Genomic DNA, 16,474 nt, shown 5'->3' on the forward strand with positions numbered 1-16,474 from the left:
GGACCGCAGCTATACCGACAGCTACCATTTCACATGGCTCGCGACGGTCCGCCCACATTTCGCAAGTGAAACAATTATCTTCATTTGACTTTCTTTTTGTTTTCGATTTTCATTGTTTGGCTTTCACACTCGCAATGGCCGAACGTGTGAACAGGGGGAGGAACATGTCAGTTACGAGTGCGCATGCCCTCTTCTCGGACAGTGGCGATAACGGCGTTCGGCACCATCGCCAAAGCGACAAGCTACGTGCTTGTCGAAGTCATCCAAACCGAGTTTGTTCAAGCGTTAAAGATCACGGTCGCGCTGCCGCATCTGCTGGCTCGCGCTCGTTGAGCGCCGGGTTCGGTGTTGTGTTAAGCTGGATGAAATCCGTTGGGAAACATCCTGTTAACAGTGCCCGGATTGTCGTTGGAACTTGCATGTTTCCTGAGAAAGTGTGGAAGCGGATCGCAGAACACGGATTGCTCATAAGGGATAAGGCACAGTCCCTGGAAGTTCATATTGAGAGGAATTGCCAATAAGCGCAATAATTCCGACGGTTGGAGGAGGCCTCGGGACATATGCTGGAATTGCGAAATATCTCGAAGACGGTTGGTGGAGCCACCCATATCCATCCGACAAGTCTGGTACTGCCTCGCGGGAGCCTGAATGTCCTGCTCGGACCGACCTTGTCCGGGAAGACCTCGCTCATGCGCCTCATGGCGGGCCTGGACAAGCCAAGTGAAGGCTCGATCCTGTTCGACGGACAGGATGTTACAGGCATGCCCGTGCAGAAGCGCAATGTGGCGATGGTCTACCAGCAGTTTATCAATTACCCGGCTCTGACGGTCTATGAAAACATTGCTTCCCCCATGCGCATCGCTGGCAAGGCCCAGTCGGAGATCGACAGCGAGGTTCGCAAAGCGGCGGACCTTCTCAAGCTGACGCCTTATCTGGACCGCACACCGCTTAACCTCTCCGGCGGACAGCAACAACGCACTGCGATTGCCCGGGCCATTGTGAAAAAGGCCAATCTCGTCCTCCTCGATGAACCGCTGGCCAATCTCGACTACAAGCTGCGTGAGGAACTCCGTGAAGAGCTGCCGCGCATCTTTGCCGAATCCGGTGCGATCTTTGTTTACGCAACAACCGAACCTTCGGAAGCCCTGCTGCTCGGCGGCAATACGGCGGCACTTTCGGAAGGTCGCATCACGCAGTTCGGGCGCACAATCGATGTCTATCGCCGCCCGCTCGACCTCGTCACGGCACGAACATTTGCCGATCCGCCCCTGAACACAGCACGCATGGTCAAGTCGGGGGATCGTTTCCTGCGCGCCGACCGCCCGGCCATTGCCGTACCAAGCCAATTGGCTGATATAAGCGACGGTCCGCTGACGATCGCGTTTCAGCCGCATCATCTGCTGGTCCGTCCGACGGAAAACGCTACGGTTCCCATTCGGGCCCGCACGCTGGTATCCGAGATCGCCGGATCGGAAAGCTTCATCCATCTCGATTACGAAGGCGACCGCTGGGTCATGCTGGCGCACGGTATCCAGATCGTCGAGCCCGATCGCGAAATCGAGGTCTACCTCGACACGCGACACCTGATGGCATTCGATGAAACTGGCCGCGCGGTTGGCCGCACGGTTGGTTTGGCGGCATAGGAGGGCGACGATGGCACGTATCACTCTCGATCATATCCGCCACGCTTATAACGCGAAGGCGCAAGCGGCAGGCGAATACGCTCTCAACATGGTCAATTACGAGTGGGAGGACGGCAGCGCCTACGCACTGCTCGGCCCGTCCGGTTGCGGCAAGACAACCCTGCTCAACATCATTTCCGGCCTGCTGCAACCGACTGAGGGGCGAATCCTTTTCGACGGGCAGGACGTAACCGGCCTTGCCACCGAGGACCGCAACATTGCGCAGGTCTTTCAGTTTCCCGTCGTCTACGACACGATGACCGTGTTCGACAATCTGGCCTTTCCGTTGCGCAACCGACGGATGCCAGAAGCGGAAGTGGAACGTCGCGTCAAGGATATTCTGGAAATGACCGATCTCGGCGGCATTGCCGGGCGACGCGCACGCGGACTGACGGCAGATCAGAAACAGAAGATTTCGCTCGGTCGGGGACTGGTACGCGCGAATGTGAACGCAATCCTGTTCGATGAACCCCTGACGGTTATCGATCCGCATATGAAATGGGTGCTGCGCTCGCAGCTGAAACGCTTGCACCGCCAATCGGGTTTCACGATGGTCTACGTCACGCATGACCAGACGGAGGCGCTGACATTCGCCGACAAGGTCGTGGTGATGCATAACGGAGAAATAGTGCAGATCGGCACGCCTGCCGAACTGTTCGAGCGCCCGAAGCATACATTCGTTGGCTATTTCATCGGCTCGCCGGGTATGAACCTCATGCCAGCACGGATCGACGGCCAGACTGCCACAGTCGGCGCGCAGGCCATTCCACTGCCCGGCATACCGCAGATTGGTGATGCAAAAAGCATCGAACTGGGCATCCGTCCGGAATTTGTCAGGCTCGGTCGCGAAGGCCTGCCAATCCGCATCGACAAGATCGAGGATATCGGGCGCTACCGCATCGTGCGGGCAGGCTTCGAGGGGCAGAAACTCGCCGTCGTGATCGGCGAGGACGACGAGATACCAGCCGAACCGCGCGTGACCTTCGATCCGAAGGCAATCGGCATATTCGCGGATTCCTGGCGCGTGGGAATGGAGGGCTGACCATGGAAAAAAGCTGGAACAACAAAGCCTGGTTTCTGGTCTTGCCGGTGCTGGTGCTGGTCGCCTTTTCCGCCGTCATTCCACTGATGACGGTGGTGAACTATTCGGTGCAGGATACGTTCGGCAACAACCAGTTCTTCTGGGCCGGGACGGACTGGTTCGAGCAAATCCTTCATTCCGGTCGTTTCTGGGATGCGCTCTGGCGCAATCTCATTTTCTCGTTCATCGTCCTCGCGATCCAGATACCGCTCGGCATCCTGATTGCGCTCAACATGCCCAAAAAGGGCTTCTGGGTCCCCGTCTGTCTGGTCACCATGGCATTGCCCCTGCTGATCCCGTGGAACGTGGTCGGCACGATCTGGCAGGTTTTCGGACGCAGCGACATCGGCCTGCTCGGCTATTACGCCAACTGGCTGGGGCTGGACTACAACTATGTCAACGATCCGTTCGACGCCTGGGTGACGATCATCATCATGGACGTATGGCACTGGACCAGCCTCGTCGTGCTGTTGTGCTATGCAAGTCTCGTATCCATTCCGGATGCCTATTATCAGGCAGCCAGAATCGACGGAGCCTCGCGGTTGTCAGTGTTCCGTTACATCCAGCTGCCGAAGATGAAGCGCGTTCTGCTGATCGCCGTCCTGCTCCGTTTCATGGACAGTTTCATGATTTATACCGAGCCCTTCGTGGTGACGGGCGGTGGACCGGGCAATTCGACAACATTTCTGTCGATCGATCTGGTCAAGATGGCGCTGGGTCAGTTCGATCTTGGACCGGCGGCGGCGATGTCGTTGATCTACTTCCTCATCATCCTGCTGCTGTCATGGGTGTTCTACACCGTCATGACCAGCCACGATCAGGAGGTGTGAGATGAACGCCATACAGGGAACTTCGGTGGGCAGTGCACCTGCAATTGCACCGGTCTCAAACGCAGTCCGACAAAAATCTAGCAGACGTGAGAGGTCGCGGTTCGGCTGGCTGATACCGACAATCTATATCGTTCTGCTTCTGATACCGATCTATTGGCTCATCAATATGAGCTTCAAGACCAATCAGGAAATCCTGACGTCGCTGACGCTCTTTCCGCATGAGCCAACACTGCAGAACTATCGCGCCATCTTCACCGACTCCGCCTGGTATTCGGGTTACATCAACTCGATCATCTATGTGGTCATGAACATGGTGATTTCGGTTTCGGTGGCGCTGCCTGCAGCCTATGCCTTCTCGCGCTACCGATTTCTGGGCGACAAACACCTGTTCTTCTGGCTCCTGACCAACCGCATGGCGCCTCCGGCGGTGTTCGCCCTGCCGTTCTTCCAGCTCTATTCGGCATTCGGGCTCATCGATACGCATATCGCGGTCGCACTGGCGCATTGTCTGTTCAATGTGCCGCTGGCGGTGTGGATTCTGGAAGGCTTCATGTCGGGCGTACCGAAGGAAATCGACGAGACAGCCTATATCGACGGCTATTCGTTTCCAAAGTTCTTCGTGAAGATCTTCATGCCCCTGATCGCATCCGGCATCGGCGTGGCAGCCTTCTTCTGCTTCATGTTCTCATGGGTGGAATTGCTCATCGCCCGCACGCTCACGACGACAGACGCGAAACCCATTGCAGCCACGATGACACGCACCGTTTCTGCTGCAGGTATGGACTGGGGGCTGCTCGCTGCGGCGGGTGTTCTGACGCTGATACCCGGTGCGTTGGTGATCTGGTTTGTTCGCAATTACATCGCCAAGGGCTTTGCCCTGGGGAGGGTATGACGATGTTTCATATGCCCGACTTTTCATGGATGGCCTGGACCTGGCAGACGGCGGCATTTTTCTGCGCCATAGCATTTCTGCTGCTGGGCATGGGCGTGTGGGAATATATCTCGCCTGGCGGCTCGCCGCGCAACGGTATCCTGCGCTTCGAGACAACACGTGGCGACCGCCTGTTTATCTCGCTCCTCGGCAGCGCATTCATCAATCTGGCATGGCTCGGGCTGGTTGGTCCGAACCTCTGGTGGGCTCTTGCCATTTCAGTGGTCTACGCCATCGGCGTATTCCGCTTTGTGTGAGAAATCCGGAGCGGAAACCTTCCGCTCCGCGCAAAATGGGCTCGGGGGACAAACCGCGCCCGGAAGTCGATATGCAATGCACTCGCAAGCTTTGGGAGGATCAACATGCGACGGCATCTAATGACGACTACAGCACTTATCGTGCTGGCAATGACAGGTGCAGCTTCAGCGGGAATGGATGAGGCGAAGCAATTTCTCGACAAGGAAATTGGCGACCTTTCATCCCTGTCGCGCGCCGATCAGGAAAAGGAAATGCAGTGGTTCATCGATGCGGCCAAGCCTTTCCAGGGCATGGATATCAAGGTCGTTTCGGAATCGCTGACCACCCATGATTATGAATCGAAGGTGCTGGCGCCCGCATTTACCGCCATCACCGGCATCAAGGTCACGCATGACCTTATTCAGGAAGGCGACGTCGTCGAAAAAATTCAGACCCAGATGCAGACCGGCCAGAATCTTTATGACGGCTGGGTCAACGACTCCGATCTGATCGGCACGCACTGGCGCTATCAGCAGGTCCGCAACCTCACCGACTTCATGGCCAATGAAGGCAAGGATGTCACCAATCCGGGCCTCGATCTGGACGATTTCATCGGCAGCAAGTTCACGACGGCTCCGGACAAGAAGCTCTACCAGCTTCCCGACCAGCAGTTCGCAAACCTCTATTGGTTCCGCTACGACTGGTTCAACGACGAGAAGAACAAGGCCGACTTCAAGGCCAAGTACGGCTACGATCTTGGCGTACCGGTCAACTGGTCTGCCTATGAGGACATCGCCGAGTTCTTCACCGGTCGCGATGTCGACGGCAAAAAGGTCTACGGCCATATGGACTATGGCAAGAAGGACCCGTCTCTCGGCTGGCGTTTTACCGATGCGTGGCTTTCCATGGCTGGCAACGGTGACAAGGGACTGCCAAACGGTCTGCCGGTCGATGAATGGGGTATCAAGGTTGATGAACAGTCGCGTCCGGTCGGCTCATGCGTAGCCCGCGGCGGCGACACCAATGGACCAGCTTCGGTCTACGCCATCCAGAAATATCTCGACTGGATCAAGGCCTATGCTCCGGCAGAAGCTCAAGGCATGACCTTCTCCGAATCCGGCCCGGTTCCGTCGCAAGGCAACATCGCCCAGCAGATTTTCTGGTACACGGCTTTCACTGCCGATATGGCCAAGCCCGGCCTGCCCGTCGTGAACGAGGATGGCACGCCGAAATGGCGTGTTGCCCCCTCCCCGCATGGCGTCTACTGGAAGGACGGCATGAAGCTTGGCTATCAGGACGTGGGTTCCTGGACCCTCATGAAGTCCACCCCGGATGACCGGGCCAAGGCTGCCTGGCTCTATGCGCAGTTCGTGACGTCCAAGACGGTCGATGTGAAAAAGAGCCATGTGGGTCTGACCTTCATCCGCGACTCATCCATCCATCATCAGAGCTTCACGGATCGGGCACCGAAGCTCGGCGGTCTGGTCGAGTTCTATCGGTCGCCGGCCCGCGTCCAGTGGTCGCCAACCGGCACCAACGTGCCTGACTATCCAAAGCTGGCTCAGCTCTGGTGGCAGGCGATCGGCGATGCATCGTCGGGTGCAAAAACGGCACAGGAAGCGATGGATTCACTTTGCGCCGAACAGGAAAAAGTTCTCTCGCGTCTGGAACGTGCGGGGGTACAGGGCGACATTGGACCGAAGCTCGCCGAGGAACATGACATCGAGTACTGGAACAAGGATGCCGTTTCCAAGGGCAACCTCGCTCCTCAACTGAAGATCGAGAACGAAAAAGAAAAGCCGGTTACGGTCAATTACGATGAACTGGTCAAGAGCTGGCAGAAGTAAGCCTTGCGCATAAAACTGTCGGGAAATCCGTGGGATGACACGACAGGCTGAACATTGAAAAGCATTGCGTACATTCATTGCGCAATGCGGTTTTCATATCAACTTGAGGACAAGAAGAAGGGCGGCAGTTAACCTGCCGCCCTTTTGTATTTTGGTCACAATCAGCCACGCTGTGAATCGAGCTGTTCGTGGTTCTTTTCGACTTCCTGCGCCTTCAAGTAGCTTTCGATGAGAAGCTGGTAGGGAGGGAAAATCTTGGTGTAGACATTGGCCCATTCCTGCGCATCGTCACGATGCCATGTCTTCTGGAGTTCCGAAGCCACCGCAGCCGTATCCATCGGCACGACACCGGCCTGAACAACACGAGCGAGCGTAATTTCCTGCGCCATCTTGGAATAGGTTCCGGATGCGTCCACCACGGCGAAAACCTTGTAACCATCCTGAACGGCACTGATTGCCGGGAAGGCCATGCAAACGCTGGTAATGGTGCCTGCGATGATCAGGGTCTTGCGGCCCGTAGCCTTCACGGCAGCAACGAAATCCGGATTGTCCCATGCGTTGATCTCGCCGCGGCGCGCTACATATTTGGCATGAGGGGCGTTCTCATGAATCTCGGGGATCAGCGGACCATTGGGGCCCTGCGGCACGGATGCCGTGGTGATAACCGGCATCTTGGTCAGCGTGGCCATCTTGGCAAGCGCGGTCGCATGATTGCGCAAAACAGGCATCGGCATGTCTGCGACGGTCTGAAACAGGCCGCTCTGATGGTCGATCAGAAGCATGACGGCGTCGTTGGGGTCGATAACCGGACGCTGGCCATTAAAGTTAGCTGGGCTGCTCATTTTAAGTCTCCTTCTTCAGGCTTGGACGTATTCAGGGCCGAAAGCATTTCCGGTCCGGGGATACCCGTGGTTCATACTGACACCAGGGGAATGGATTAGGCAGGAATGGTGCCGAATTTCCCTGTTCGGAAATCCGCGAAAGCATCCTGCAATTCTTCATTTGTGTTCATGACGAAAGGGCCACGCATGGCGACGGGCTCTTCAAGCGGTTCGCCGCTCAGCAGAAGGACGGTTGCGTCGCTGTCAGCCGTAACCTCGAAACTTCCACCTTTTCGGTCGAGCAGAACGAATTGCGCATCCCGTGCCGATCTGTTGCCGTTGACGGTGATCGTTCCGCGCAAGATTGCCAGGCCGGTCGTATGTTGATCGGGAAGATCAAACACAACGCTTCCGCCCTGTTTCAGGCGCAGGTCCCATAGATCAATCGGCGTGAAGGTGCGTGCTGGTCCGGCATGTCCGGCATAGTTCCCGGCTATGACACGGACAATTCCAGCTTCATCCGGCAGGGCCACGGTCGGAATATCCCGATCGAGCACCGTCTGGTAAGCGGCGGGCGCGGACTTGTCCTTGGCAGGCAGGTTGACCCAGAGCTGCACCATTTCCAGCGTGCCTCCCTGTTCGGTAAACGCCTTCGAATGGCGCTCCTCGTGCAAAATCCCGGCGGCAGCAGTCATCCATTGTACATCACCGGGACCGATCATGCCTCCGCTTCCAGTGGAATCGCGATGTTCAACTTCGCCCTGATAGACAATGGTCACGGTTTCAAAACCGCGATGGGGATGGCTGCCAACACCGCGCGGGGTTGCCGTGGGTGCAAACTGTTCCGGCCCGGCATAATCAAGATGCAAGAAGGGACTGATGTGTTCGCCCATTGTCGCATGGGAAACCATGGAGCGAACCGGAAATCCATCACCCACCCAATGGGGCGATGAGCTGCTGTAAATGCCGATAACCTGTCTCATCTCGATCTTCCCGATTTATTTCGTTGCCTTGCGGACACTGAATTGACTGTCTGAGAGCAAAATAAATCTGGAACAAATTGACCGGTAGATCGAAGTTCAGGCTATACTGTCCTGAAAACAGGACAATGAAAGGCCCGGCCATGGCTGATCTCAACGATATGCGGCTTTATGTGGAAGTCGTGGAGCAAGGCGGCTTTTCCGCTGCGTCCCGAAAACTGGATATGCCGCGCTCCAGGCTAAGCCGCCGGATCGCCCTGCTGGAAAATGATCTCGGTGTCAGGCTTATCCAGCGCACCACCCGACAATTTGCCGTGACAGATATCGGCCAGGAATTTTATCGCCATTGTCTGGCGATGATGGTTGAGGCCGATGCCGCACTGGATGTGATCGACAGAATGCGCACGGAACCGCAAGGCACGGTGCGCGTGAGTTGCCCGGCATCGGTCATTTATTTCCAGGTCGGTGAGATGATCGCCCGTTTCATGGCGCGCTACCCAAAGGTGAAAATACATCTGGAAAGCACAAACCGGCGCGTGGATGTTATCCGCGAAGGCTTCGATCTCGCGATCCGCGTCCGCTTTCCACCGCTCGAGGATAGCGATCTCGTCATCCGCAAGCTGGCGGAAAGCGAGCAACGACTGGTGGCAAGCCCTGTATTCGTCAAGGAGGGATGCAACGCCGTCCCCGCCGACCTCGTCGACATGCCCGGCCTTGCCTGGGGATCATCCCACAACAGTTTTGAATGGAACCTGCTTGGTCCGAACGGCACGACGGCTGAAATTCCCTATCAACCGCTGCTGATCACGGAAGATATGGTTGCGCTGCGGCTGGCCGCTCTTCAAGGCATCGGCGTTTGCCAGTTTCCCACAATGGTTGTCCGGGATGATATAAAGGCTGGGCGGTTGATTGATCTTCTGCCCGACTGGGTACCCCGCAGCGGCATCATCCATGCTGCCTTTCCCTCGCGGCGTGGCCCGCTGCCTTCGGTGCGCGCGCTTCTCGATTTTTTGGTCGAAGAGTATGCCGCTTTATCCGCAAGCGAACACAGGTCATGACGACCCAGAGACCTTCTCCGACGTATCGTCTACCGCTGGCTAAAGAATAGTTTCGTCGATGGCCTTGCGCTGAACGGCACATTCCCGCGCCAGAAAGTCGATCAGGGTACGCACCGAAGGCAGCAAGCCACGTCTGGATGGAAATACAGCATGGACGATACCCGCGGCCGGGCGCCATTCGGGCAAGACAGGCACCAATGTGCCTGCGGCAAGGTCACGCCAGATCATCATGGTTGGCAGCTGCACGATCCCGGCACCGTCGAGCGCGGCATCGCGCAAGGCAGCCATGTCGTCAGTCAGGAAGCGGGGACGGTGCGGAATGACGGCGCGCTCGCCATTGTGCTTCTCAAGCCGCCATTCATAATTATGGGAGGCTGATGTCCATGCAAGGCTTGGTAGCCCCACCAGATCAGCCGGTGTGGTCACAGGTTCATTGAGGAAGCCCGGCCGCGCGACCAGATACTGCGAACTGTCGTCCAGTTTGCGCATCAGAAGGTCGGTTTGCTCCAGCGGCGGAAACCGCACGCGGATGGAAACATCGAAACGTTCGCCGATCACGTCAACACGGCGGTTGGTGCTTTCCAGATGCAGGTCCACCTTCGGATAGGCTGTGAGAAACTTGGCAAACAACGCCCCGAACTGGAATGAAATCAGCGCTGTCGGGCAGCTTAACCGAACCACGCCTTGCGGCTCGTCGCGATGTTGCGCGATGAAAGCAGTGGCAGCTTCCGCTTCAACCAGAACTGCCAGACAGCGGCGGTAATATTCACGTCCGATATCGGTAACGGAAAAATGGCGCGACGAGCGCTGGATTAGGCGGACGCCCAGCCGCTCCTCCAGAATCGCGATACGGCGGCTCAGTTTCGATTTTTGCAGGCCGATGGCGCGGCCTGCCTGCGCGAAGCCGCCATGATCAACCACCTGCACAAAGTAATAGAGGTCGTTCAGGTCTTCCATCGTTCCATTAATAGAACGCAGCGTCGATTTTGACAATCTTTTGCGCTTTTCGTTGCCGGGATAGCTTTCATTCATTCCACCAACGCCAAACGTTACACGAATATACGGGTGGCGATCTATCCTCTGACTTCCTGAAAGGAAACGTCGATGACCAAGCCATATGTACGCCTCAACAAGGATGATGTTGCTGTTCTTCTCGTCGATCACCAGACCGGTCTGCTGTCGCTGGTACGGGATTTCGACCCGGACAAATTCAAGAACAATGTGCTGGCGCTGGCCGATCTCGCCAAGTATTTCAAACTGCCGACTGTTCTGACCACCAGTTTTGAAAACGGCCCGAATGGCCCATTGGTGCCGGAGCTGAAGGAAACATTCCCCGATGCGCCTTATATCGCTCGCCCCGGCCAGATCAACGCCTGGGACAATGAGGAATTCGTCAAGGCGGTGAAGGCTACCGGCAAGAAGCAGTTGCTCATCGCTGGTGTCGTGACCGAAGTCTGCGTGGCTTTCCCGGCATTGTCCGCTATCGAAGCCGGTTTCGACGTCTTTGTCGTCACTGATGCGTCGGGCACCTTCAATGAAGTGACCCGCCATTCGGCATGGGACCGCATGAGTGCAGCCGGTGTGCAGCTGATGACCTGGTTCGGCGTTGCCTGTGAACTGCATCGCGACTGGCGCAACGATATTGAAGGTCTGGGTACGCTGTTTGCAAACCACATTCCAGATTATCGCAACCTGATCACCAGCTACAACACGATGGCATCCGGCAAATAAGCCGCCGCGACAATTTCGGTAAGCGAACTTTGCTTGTCGGTTGGAACGTTGCAAGAGAACGCCGGGTTATAGCCCGGCGTTTTTGTCATTTCTGATGAGTCAGGCTTGGGAAGCTGTTATCGCTTCGCGCAGAACAGAACGCAGCCAGGCAACAGCCGGATGCGCCCCGAAAGTATTGTGCGACAGCATGTTGATCTGAGTGGCTGGCAACGGATAGGGCGCCTCATGCAGAACGAGACCGTAAGTATCTTTGTAGGTTTCCGCGACACTGCGCGGTAACAGGGCGATCATATTGGTCGCCGCGACAAGCGGCGGTACGGCAAGAATGAGGGAAACCGTTGCGCCAATACGGCGTGACAGACCGACCTCCCGTAGCAGCCCCTCAAGAAATGGCGGATTGCTGGTTACAAACGCTCGCTCAAGGCCTTCCTGCTCTTGCATGCCGGCAGCTTCCATTGCCGCACGACCTGACAACAAGACGTCAATATGCGGATACTGCCCGAGTGTTTCAATTGTCAGCGGGCCGGAAGAAGCCGGATGGCCCTTGCGCATGATCCAGACATTATCGACGGATACCAGTGGCTCCCGCCTGAAACGGCTGGGAACGCGTCCGAAAGCACCGACAACGAGATGCAGGGTTCCGCGATCCAGCTCTTCGACCAGATTGAGATCATTGAACAATCGAAGCCAAAGCCGGATGCCCGGCGCTTCCTTTTCGAGCCGCTCCATGACGGCAGGAAAGAGCGTGCCGATATAGAAATCGGAAGTGGCAACCACAAAGCTCATATCCGCCGTGGCGGGATCGAACTGAACTGGTGAAAGTGCTGCCGATATGTCAGCAAGAGCCGAACGCAGCGGCTGCGACAGCTCTTCGGCGCGTGGTGTCGGATTCATACCCTGTGGGCCGCGCACGAACAGTTCATCTGACAGCAGCTGACGCAATTTTCCAAGAGCATGACTGACCGCCGACTGGGTGAGATTGAGCCTCTCCCCGGCCTTGGTCACGTTCCGCTCTTCCATCAACGCGTTGAAGACACGGATCAGATTGAGGTCGATATTATGAATCCTGCTCATAATTCAAATTATAACAAATCATTTCAATCATGAAAGGGGGCGTACCATATTCGCTCCATCAAACGGCTTTGATTTTCACAAGCCAAAACAAAGTCACAAGGAGACAGAAAATGAAAAAGATCGCTTTTGCTATTACCGCAATTGTTCTCAGCACCAGTGCCGCTCTGGCTGAAAACCCATTCGTCGGCCAGCCGGAAGCCATGGCCGCACAGGACAAGGCATTTGTTCTGCCCGGACGGAATGGGAACTCTTCGTTCCTCAAGCTCGACTTCACCAGCACGGCGGCGATCGTTCCTGCAAAAGAGGTCACAGAGAACGGCTCGGCACATCGCTTCGGCGATGCTTCACCTTCCAGCTTCCAGAACTAACGATACTCATCCCATGTCAAAACTGAAGGCGAAGCCGCGGCTTCGCCTTTTGGTTCTCACAGTCGGGTATAGATTCAAACAATCAACTCAGGAACTGCGTGTTATGAACAAGCCAGTTGTTCTCTTTCAGCAGCCAGCTCCAGTCAAGGACAAGCCGGAGCTCCCCAAAATCGCAGGAAAGGCCCGGCGCCGAACATATCTCAGCCTTGCCCGCGCATCTGTGATTGTCGCTGGGATCGGTCTTGCCATCGTCATTCCGCTTGGCTGGGGAAGCTGGGTAGCAGGCATGACCAACCAGACGACCGACAATGCCTATCTGCGTGCCGACACAACGCCGGTCAGCGCTGAGGTTGGCGGGCGTATCGTGCGCCTGCTGGTGGAGGATTACCAGCACGTCAAGATCGGACAATTGCTGATGCAGATCGATCCGACCCAGTATCAGGCACAGGTGGATCAGGCCAAGGCAAGCGTAGCCGCCGCCCAGGCCACAATCCGCAACGCACAGAGCAACATCACCTTGCAGCAGCGTTTGATCGAGCAGGCGGAAGCCGGACTGGCGGCGCTCAACGCCGACCGCGAGCGTGTCGTCAGTGAAGGTCGCCGCCAGACATCTCTGACGAAAGACGGCTGGTCGACAGCGCAAAAGCTGGAAGCCGCGATTGCCGACGTCAAACGCATCGAAGCGCAGATTGCAGAAAAACAGGCCGAAATAGCAGCCGAGCGTCAGAAGCTGGACGTTCTGGCAAGCCAATCCGACCAGGCACAGGCTGAACTGTCCAATCAGCAGGCTGCATTGCGGCTCGCGCAGATCGACCTGGATCGCACCCGTATCACAGCACCGATGGATGGCGTTGTGGGTGTCAGCGGCGCGCGCGAAGGACAATATGTGCGGGCCGGGTCGCAACTCGTTTCCGTCGTTCCTGTCTCGAAGCTTTATGTCGTCGCTAATTTCAAGGAAACGCAGCTGGCTAAGTTCAGGCCGGGACAGCTTGTCAGCGTGACGGTCGATACATTCCCGGACAAGGAACTGCGCGGTCATGTGGAGCGGTTGTCACCGGCAACCGGATCGGAATTCAGCCTGCTGCCACCGGACAACGCGACCGGCAATTTCACCAAAGTGGCCCAGCGCGTCGGCGTGCGCATCGCGCTTGAACAGAATGGTGAACTCGACGAACTGCTTCGCCCGGGCATGTCGGTCGTGGCAACCGTGCATACAGACCAGAGCATTGAGACAACAGCCAGTCTCATCAAATAGCTAATTGAGCCGCTTGCCGCGAAACTTCGTTTGAGACGGCAGGCGGCAGGAGCCGAAAAGCCATGTCCACCGCTACGACCGTTCAGGGTTCTGCCCAATCGCGCCCCACAAGCCTACCCGACATGCGGGCTTTGATCGGCGTCGCCGCCGTCCTGCTTGGCACAACGACATCCCTGTTGAACTCGCGCCTCACCGATATCGGGCTTGCCGATATTCGTGGAGCGCTTGGTGTTGGCATGGATGAGGCGAGCTGGCTGACGACGGCTTATGTCGTTGCCGAAGTGGCCGCCATACCATCCGCCGTCTGGCTGCGCTCGATCCTCTCGCCCGCTCGCGGGGTCATGATCGGAGCACTCATCTTCACGATTGCATCTTTGGCGGCCCCATTCAGTCCCGATCTCCAGACCCTGATCAGCATTCAGGCGATACGTGGCCTGAGTGCAGGTATCCTGATGCCGATGGCTTATGCCGTGATCATGCGGCATCTGCCGCAGCATTTGCGGCTTTACGGCCTGTCGCTCTATGCGCTGGCTTCGTCACTGACGCCAAACCTCGCTGTCAGTATCGAGGGGTGGGTAATTACTCATCTGTCATGGGAATATCTGTTCTGGATCAATATCATACCCGGCAGTCTTACACTGCTGGCGGGAGCCTACGGGCTTGCCAACGATCCTATCAAATTCCTGCGCTTTCGCAGGCATGACGGTTTTGGTCTGCTGGCGCTGTCTTTCGGGCTCGCTGCATTGGTAACGGCACTCGATCAGGGCAATCGCCTCGACTGGCTCGGATCGGGATTGATCGTGGGTCTGCTGGCTTCGGCCCTGTTCTTTCTGAGCATTTATCTCATCCATGCATTGCGGCATCCGGACCCGGTGGTCAGCCCGCGTCTGCTTGCCAGACGCAATATAGGCTTCAGCCTGTTCCTGATGTTCGCCATGCGCATCGGGCTGATGACCTCTGCCTATCTGCTGCCGCAATACCTGATCCGTATTCAGGGCTATCGCGCGCTCGAAAGCGGCACGATGTTCTGGGTCTCCGCTTTGCCGCAGATCGCTCTGACGCCATTCGTGGCCTGGCTAGCCTACCGGATGGATCCGCGCAGTCTGGCAGCTTTCGGGCTGATGCTGTTCGGCGCAGGCGTTCTTATGCTGTCCGATCTCACGCATCTATGGACGTCGGATCAGATATTGCCTTCGCTGTTCGTGCAGTCCATCGCCGCACCATTCACCGCCATACCCTTGATGGTTCTGATAACGGAAGACATCAGCGTCAGGGAAATACCGTGGATTGCTTCCCTTGTTCATATCGTTCGCACGGTTGGCACAGCCATTGGCCTTGCTGCGGTCAGTACATTCACACGCATGCAGGAGCAGCTGCATTCCAATCTGCTTGGCCTGCATCTGGAACGTGGCGCTGCGGATGTGCAGGGTCGCATCGACCGAACCGCAGCCATGCTGGAAGCTCACAACAGCGATCCGACGACGGTGACTGCCCAAGCCACCGCCATGCTCGCCACAACCGTTCAACGGGAGGCTTTCGTGCTGGCCTACAGCGACATGTTCGTCATGATCGGTCTTGCCATTGCTCTTGCAGCGCTCGCAACACTCTTCATGCGCCGGCCAAAGCTGCCAGGAAAATTCCTTTGATCCCGGCTGTATCTGCTGCAGTTCCCGCTTCAACGCAAGCAACCGTCCTATTTATAGGACATTGAGTACCGAAATCCGAACTACACAGCGTTGCGCCCCACAGCTACTTACAAAGGCATCGAAGCGATCACTGTATTCACGCTTCACGGCTAAATCTCGACAAGGAAATGGACATGAGAAAGTTCGTACTGCCACTCTTAGCCTCGTTGCTGTCAGTCTCGGCTGCCCAGGCTGCGGATTACAAACTGGACCCAACACATACAAAAGCTGTTTTCTATATTGATCACTTCAATACATCGACAAACAGCGGCGGTTTCTATGAAATCAACGGCGATATCTCGTTCGATCCTGAAACCATGGATGGGAAGATGGATATTTCAATTCCCGTAAAGACGCTGAATACAGGCATGGCCGCATTTGATAAGCACGTGACAGGTGCTGACATGCTGGACGCGGAAAAGTTCCCGACCATTGAGTTCAAGTCGACCAAGTGGAATTTTGATGAAAACAAGCTGGTATCGGTGGATGGCGATCTGACCATGAAGGGAAAGACACTGCCAATCCAGCTCACGGCCACCAAGTTCGGTTGTTACCAGAGCCCAATCTTCAAGGCAGAAGTCTGTGGTGGCGATTTTGAAGCAACTATCGATCGCACCCAATGGGGCGTGGACTTCCTTGTAAAGGAAGGCATGGCCAAGATGGTCAAGCTTGAAATTCAGGCTGAGGCTATCAAGCAGTAAATCAACTGCTCTCACGACGTATATAGGCTTATATTACTTCGTCTCCATATGCCAGCCAGCGAGCCAAACGGCTCGCGTGGCTATGAGAAGCTCTAACGGTTTGCTTCAACACGCATCTCGTTCCGACAACCGTTCCACATTTTTCGGAATACGCTTTAGTATCAATCAGCAACCTGCTGGAATACCGCGTCGG

17 protein-coding genes are annotated in these 16,474 nt (G+C 56.4%); 13 read left to right on the forward strand and 4 right to left on the reverse strand.

Features of this window, described 5'->3' with window-relative positions:
* Positions 1–183 precede the first annotated feature (183 nt).
* From AAE521_RS19715 to AAE521_RS19745, 7 genes are all read left to right on the forward strand, one after another.
* A complete protein-coding gene (locus tag AAE521_RS19715) occupies positions 184–333 on the forward strand; it encodes a hypothetical protein (RefSeq protein WP_342062203.1) in 150 nt (49 codons plus the stop codon).
* A 227-nt stretch (positions 334–560) separates the two neighbouring features.
* Positions 561–1,643: an ABC transporter ATP-binding protein gene (locus tag AAE521_RS19720; protein WP_342062204.1), complete on the forward strand. Its 1,083-nt coding sequence runs from the start codon at positions 561–563 to the stop codon at positions 1,641–1,643.
* A gap of 10 nt (positions 1,644–1,653) precedes the next feature.
* The gene (locus AAE521_RS19725; protein WP_029926706.1) at positions 1,654–2,724 is read left to right on the forward strand and encodes an ABC transporter ATP-binding protein; all 1,071 of its coding nucleotides are present in this window, start codon (positions 1,654–1,656) and stop codon (positions 2,722–2,724) included.
* 2 nt (positions 2,725–2,726) lie between these two features.
* Complete coding sequence (locus tag AAE521_RS19730) at positions 2,727–3,593, forward strand: carbohydrate ABC transporter permease (RefSeq protein WP_342062205.1); 867 nt, start codon at positions 2,727–2,729, stop codon at positions 3,591–3,593.
* Between the two features lies 1 nt (position 3,594).
* The gene (locus tag AAE521_RS19735; protein ID WP_010659166.1) at positions 3,595–4,485 is read left to right on the forward strand and encodes a carbohydrate ABC transporter permease; all 891 of its coding nucleotides are present in this window, start codon (positions 3,595–3,597) and stop codon (positions 4,483–4,485) included.
* Positions 4,486–4,487: 2 nt separating this feature from the next.
* Complete coding sequence (locus tag AAE521_RS19740) at positions 4,488–4,781, forward strand: DUF2160 domain-containing protein (RefSeq protein WP_012093317.1); 294 nt, start codon at positions 4,488–4,490, stop codon at positions 4,779–4,781.
* A 105-nt stretch (positions 4,782–4,886) separates the two neighbouring features.
* Positions 4,887–6,608, forward strand: coding sequence for an ABC transporter substrate-binding protein (locus tag AAE521_RS19745; RefSeq protein WP_342062206.1), 1,722 nt, complete (start codon positions 4,887–4,889; stop codon positions 6,606–6,608).
* Between the two features lie 161 nt (positions 6,609–6,769).
* On the opposite strand, the gene AAE521_RS19750 is transcribed toward AAE521_RS19745, so the two are convergent.
* The gene (locus AAE521_RS19750) at positions 6,770–7,450 is read right to left on the reverse strand and encodes a hydrolase (protein ID WP_010659169.1); all 681 of its coding nucleotides are present in this window, start codon (positions 7,448–7,450) and stop codon (positions 6,770–6,772) included.
* A gap of 95 nt (positions 7,451–7,545) precedes the next feature.
* The gene (locus AAE521_RS19755; RefSeq protein WP_342062207.1) at positions 7,546–8,412 is read right to left on the reverse strand and encodes a pirin family protein; all 867 of its coding nucleotides are present in this window, start codon (positions 8,410–8,412) and stop codon (positions 7,546–7,548) included.
* A gap of 140 nt (positions 8,413–8,552) precedes the next feature.
* On the opposite strand from AAE521_RS19755, the gene AAE521_RS19760 reads away from it, so the two are divergent.
* Positions 8,553–9,467: a LysR family transcriptional regulator gene (locus tag AAE521_RS19760; protein ID WP_342062208.1), complete on the forward strand. Its 915-nt coding sequence runs from the start codon at positions 8,553–8,555 to the stop codon at positions 9,465–9,467.
* Positions 9,468–9,506: 39 nt separating this feature from the next.
* Here AAE521_RS19760 and AAE521_RS19765 read toward each other — a convergent pair whose 3' ends face one another.
* Positions 9,507–10,424 carry a LysR substrate-binding domain-containing protein gene (locus AAE521_RS19765; protein ID WP_012093321.1) on the reverse strand — a complete coding sequence of 306 codons (918 nt, stop codon included), beginning with the start codon at positions 10,422–10,424 and terminating at the stop codon, positions 9,507–9,509.
* A 147-nt stretch (positions 10,425–10,571) separates the two neighbouring features.
* On the opposite strand from AAE521_RS19765, the gene ycaC reads away from it, so the two are divergent.
* Entirely contained in the window at positions 10,572–11,198 is a 627-nt protein-coding gene (gene ycaC, locus AAE521_RS19770) for an isochorismate family cysteine hydrolase YcaC (RefSeq protein WP_071631247.1), read from the forward strand.
* 99 nt (positions 11,199–11,297) lie between these two features.
* Here ycaC and AAE521_RS19775 read toward each other — a convergent pair whose 3' ends face one another.
* Positions 11,298–12,272 (reverse strand): LysR family transcriptional regulator, encoded by a 975-nt coding sequence (locus AAE521_RS19775; RefSeq protein ID WP_342062209.1) that lies wholly within the window; start codon positions 12,270–12,272, stop codon positions 11,298–11,300.
* Between the two features lie 110 nt (positions 12,273–12,382).
* On the opposite strand from AAE521_RS19775, the gene AAE521_RS19780 reads away from it, so the two are divergent.
* From AAE521_RS19780 to AAE521_RS19795, 4 genes are all read left to right on the forward strand, one after another.
* On the forward strand, positions 12,383–12,640 hold the full coding sequence (locus tag AAE521_RS19780) for a hypothetical protein (protein WP_071631245.1): 258 nt from the start codon (positions 12,383–12,385) through the stop codon (positions 12,638–12,640).
* 103 nt (positions 12,641–12,743) lie between these two features.
* Positions 12,744–13,895 (forward strand): HlyD family secretion protein, encoded by a 1,152-nt coding sequence (locus tag AAE521_RS19785; RefSeq protein ID WP_342062210.1) that lies wholly within the window; start codon positions 12,744–12,746, stop codon positions 13,893–13,895.
* 62 nt (positions 13,896–13,957) lie between these two features.
* Positions 13,958–15,541 carry a DHA2 family efflux MFS transporter permease subunit gene (locus AAE521_RS19790; RefSeq protein ID WP_342062211.1) on the forward strand — a complete coding sequence of 528 codons (1,584 nt, stop codon included), beginning with the start codon at positions 13,958–13,960 and terminating at the stop codon, positions 15,539–15,541.
* Between the two features lie 173 nt (positions 15,542–15,714).
* Positions 15,715–16,281, forward strand: coding sequence for a YceI family protein (locus AAE521_RS19795; protein ID WP_071631242.1), 567 nt, complete (start codon positions 15,715–15,717; stop codon positions 16,279–16,281).
* The last annotated feature ends 193 nt before the right edge of the window (positions 16,282–16,474 follow it).

It is taken from the genome of Brucella cytisi (assembly GCF_038433355.1).
GTDB lineage: Bacteria > Pseudomonadota > Alphaproteobacteria > Rhizobiales > Rhizobiaceae > Brucella > Brucella cytisi.

Coding starts and splice junctions, on each gene's coding strand:
- AAE521_RS19755 (WP_342062207.1), bottom strand. CDS start 8,412: ATGAGACAGGTTATCGGCATTTACAGCAGCTCATCGCCCCATTGGGTG.
- AAE521_RS19740 (WP_012093317.1), top strand. CDS start 4,488: ATGTTTCATATGCCCGACTTTTCATGGATGGCCTGGACCTGGCAGACG.
- AAE521_RS19745 (WP_342062206.1), top strand. CDS start 4,887: ATGCGACGGCATCTAATGACGACTACAGCACTTATCGTGCTGGCAATG.
- AAE521_RS19765 (WP_012093321.1), bottom strand. CDS start 10,424: ATGGAAGACCTGAACGACCTCTATTACTTTGTGCAGGTGGTTGATCAT.
- AAE521_RS19715 (WP_342062203.1), top strand. CDS start 184: ATGCCCTCTTCTCGGACAGTGGCGATAACGGCGTTCGGCACCATCGCC.
- AAE521_RS19735 (WP_010659166.1), top strand. CDS start 3,595: ATGAACGCCATACAGGGAACTTCGGTGGGCAGTGCACCTGCAATTGCA.
- AAE521_RS19790 (WP_342062211.1), top strand. CDS start 13,958: ATGTCCACCGCTACGACCGTTCAGGGTTCTGCCCAATCGCGCCCCACA.
- ycaC (WP_071631247.1), top strand. CDS start 10,572: ATGACCAAGCCATATGTACGCCTCAACAAGGATGATGTTGCTGTTCTT.
- AAE521_RS19730 (WP_342062205.1), top strand. CDS start 2,727: ATGGAAAAAAGCTGGAACAACAAAGCCTGGTTTCTGGTCTTGCCGGTG.
- AAE521_RS19725 (WP_029926706.1), top strand. CDS start 1,654: ATGGCACGTATCACTCTCGATCATATCCGCCACGCTTATAACGCGAAG.
- AAE521_RS19785 (WP_342062210.1), top strand. CDS start 12,744: ATGAACAAGCCAGTTGTTCTCTTTCAGCAGCCAGCTCCAGTCAAGGAC.
- AAE521_RS19795 (WP_071631242.1), top strand. CDS start 15,715: ATGAGAAAGTTCGTACTGCCACTCTTAGCCTCGTTGCTGTCAGTCTCG.
- AAE521_RS19720 (WP_342062204.1), top strand. CDS start 561: ATGCTGGAATTGCGAAATATCTCGAAGACGGTTGGTGGAGCCACCCAT.
- AAE521_RS19780 (WP_071631245.1), top strand. CDS start 12,383: ATGAAAAAGATCGCTTTTGCTATTACCGCAATTGTTCTCAGCACCAGT.
- AAE521_RS19760 (WP_342062208.1), top strand. CDS start 8,553: ATGGCTGATCTCAACGATATGCGGCTTTATGTGGAAGTCGTGGAGCAA.
- AAE521_RS19775 (WP_342062209.1), bottom strand. CDS start 12,272: ATGAGCAGGATTCATAATATCGACCTCAATCTGATCCGTGTCTTCAAC.
- AAE521_RS19750 (WP_010659169.1), bottom strand. CDS start 7,450: ATGAGCAGCCCAGCTAACTTTAATGGCCAGCGTCCGGTTATCGACCCC.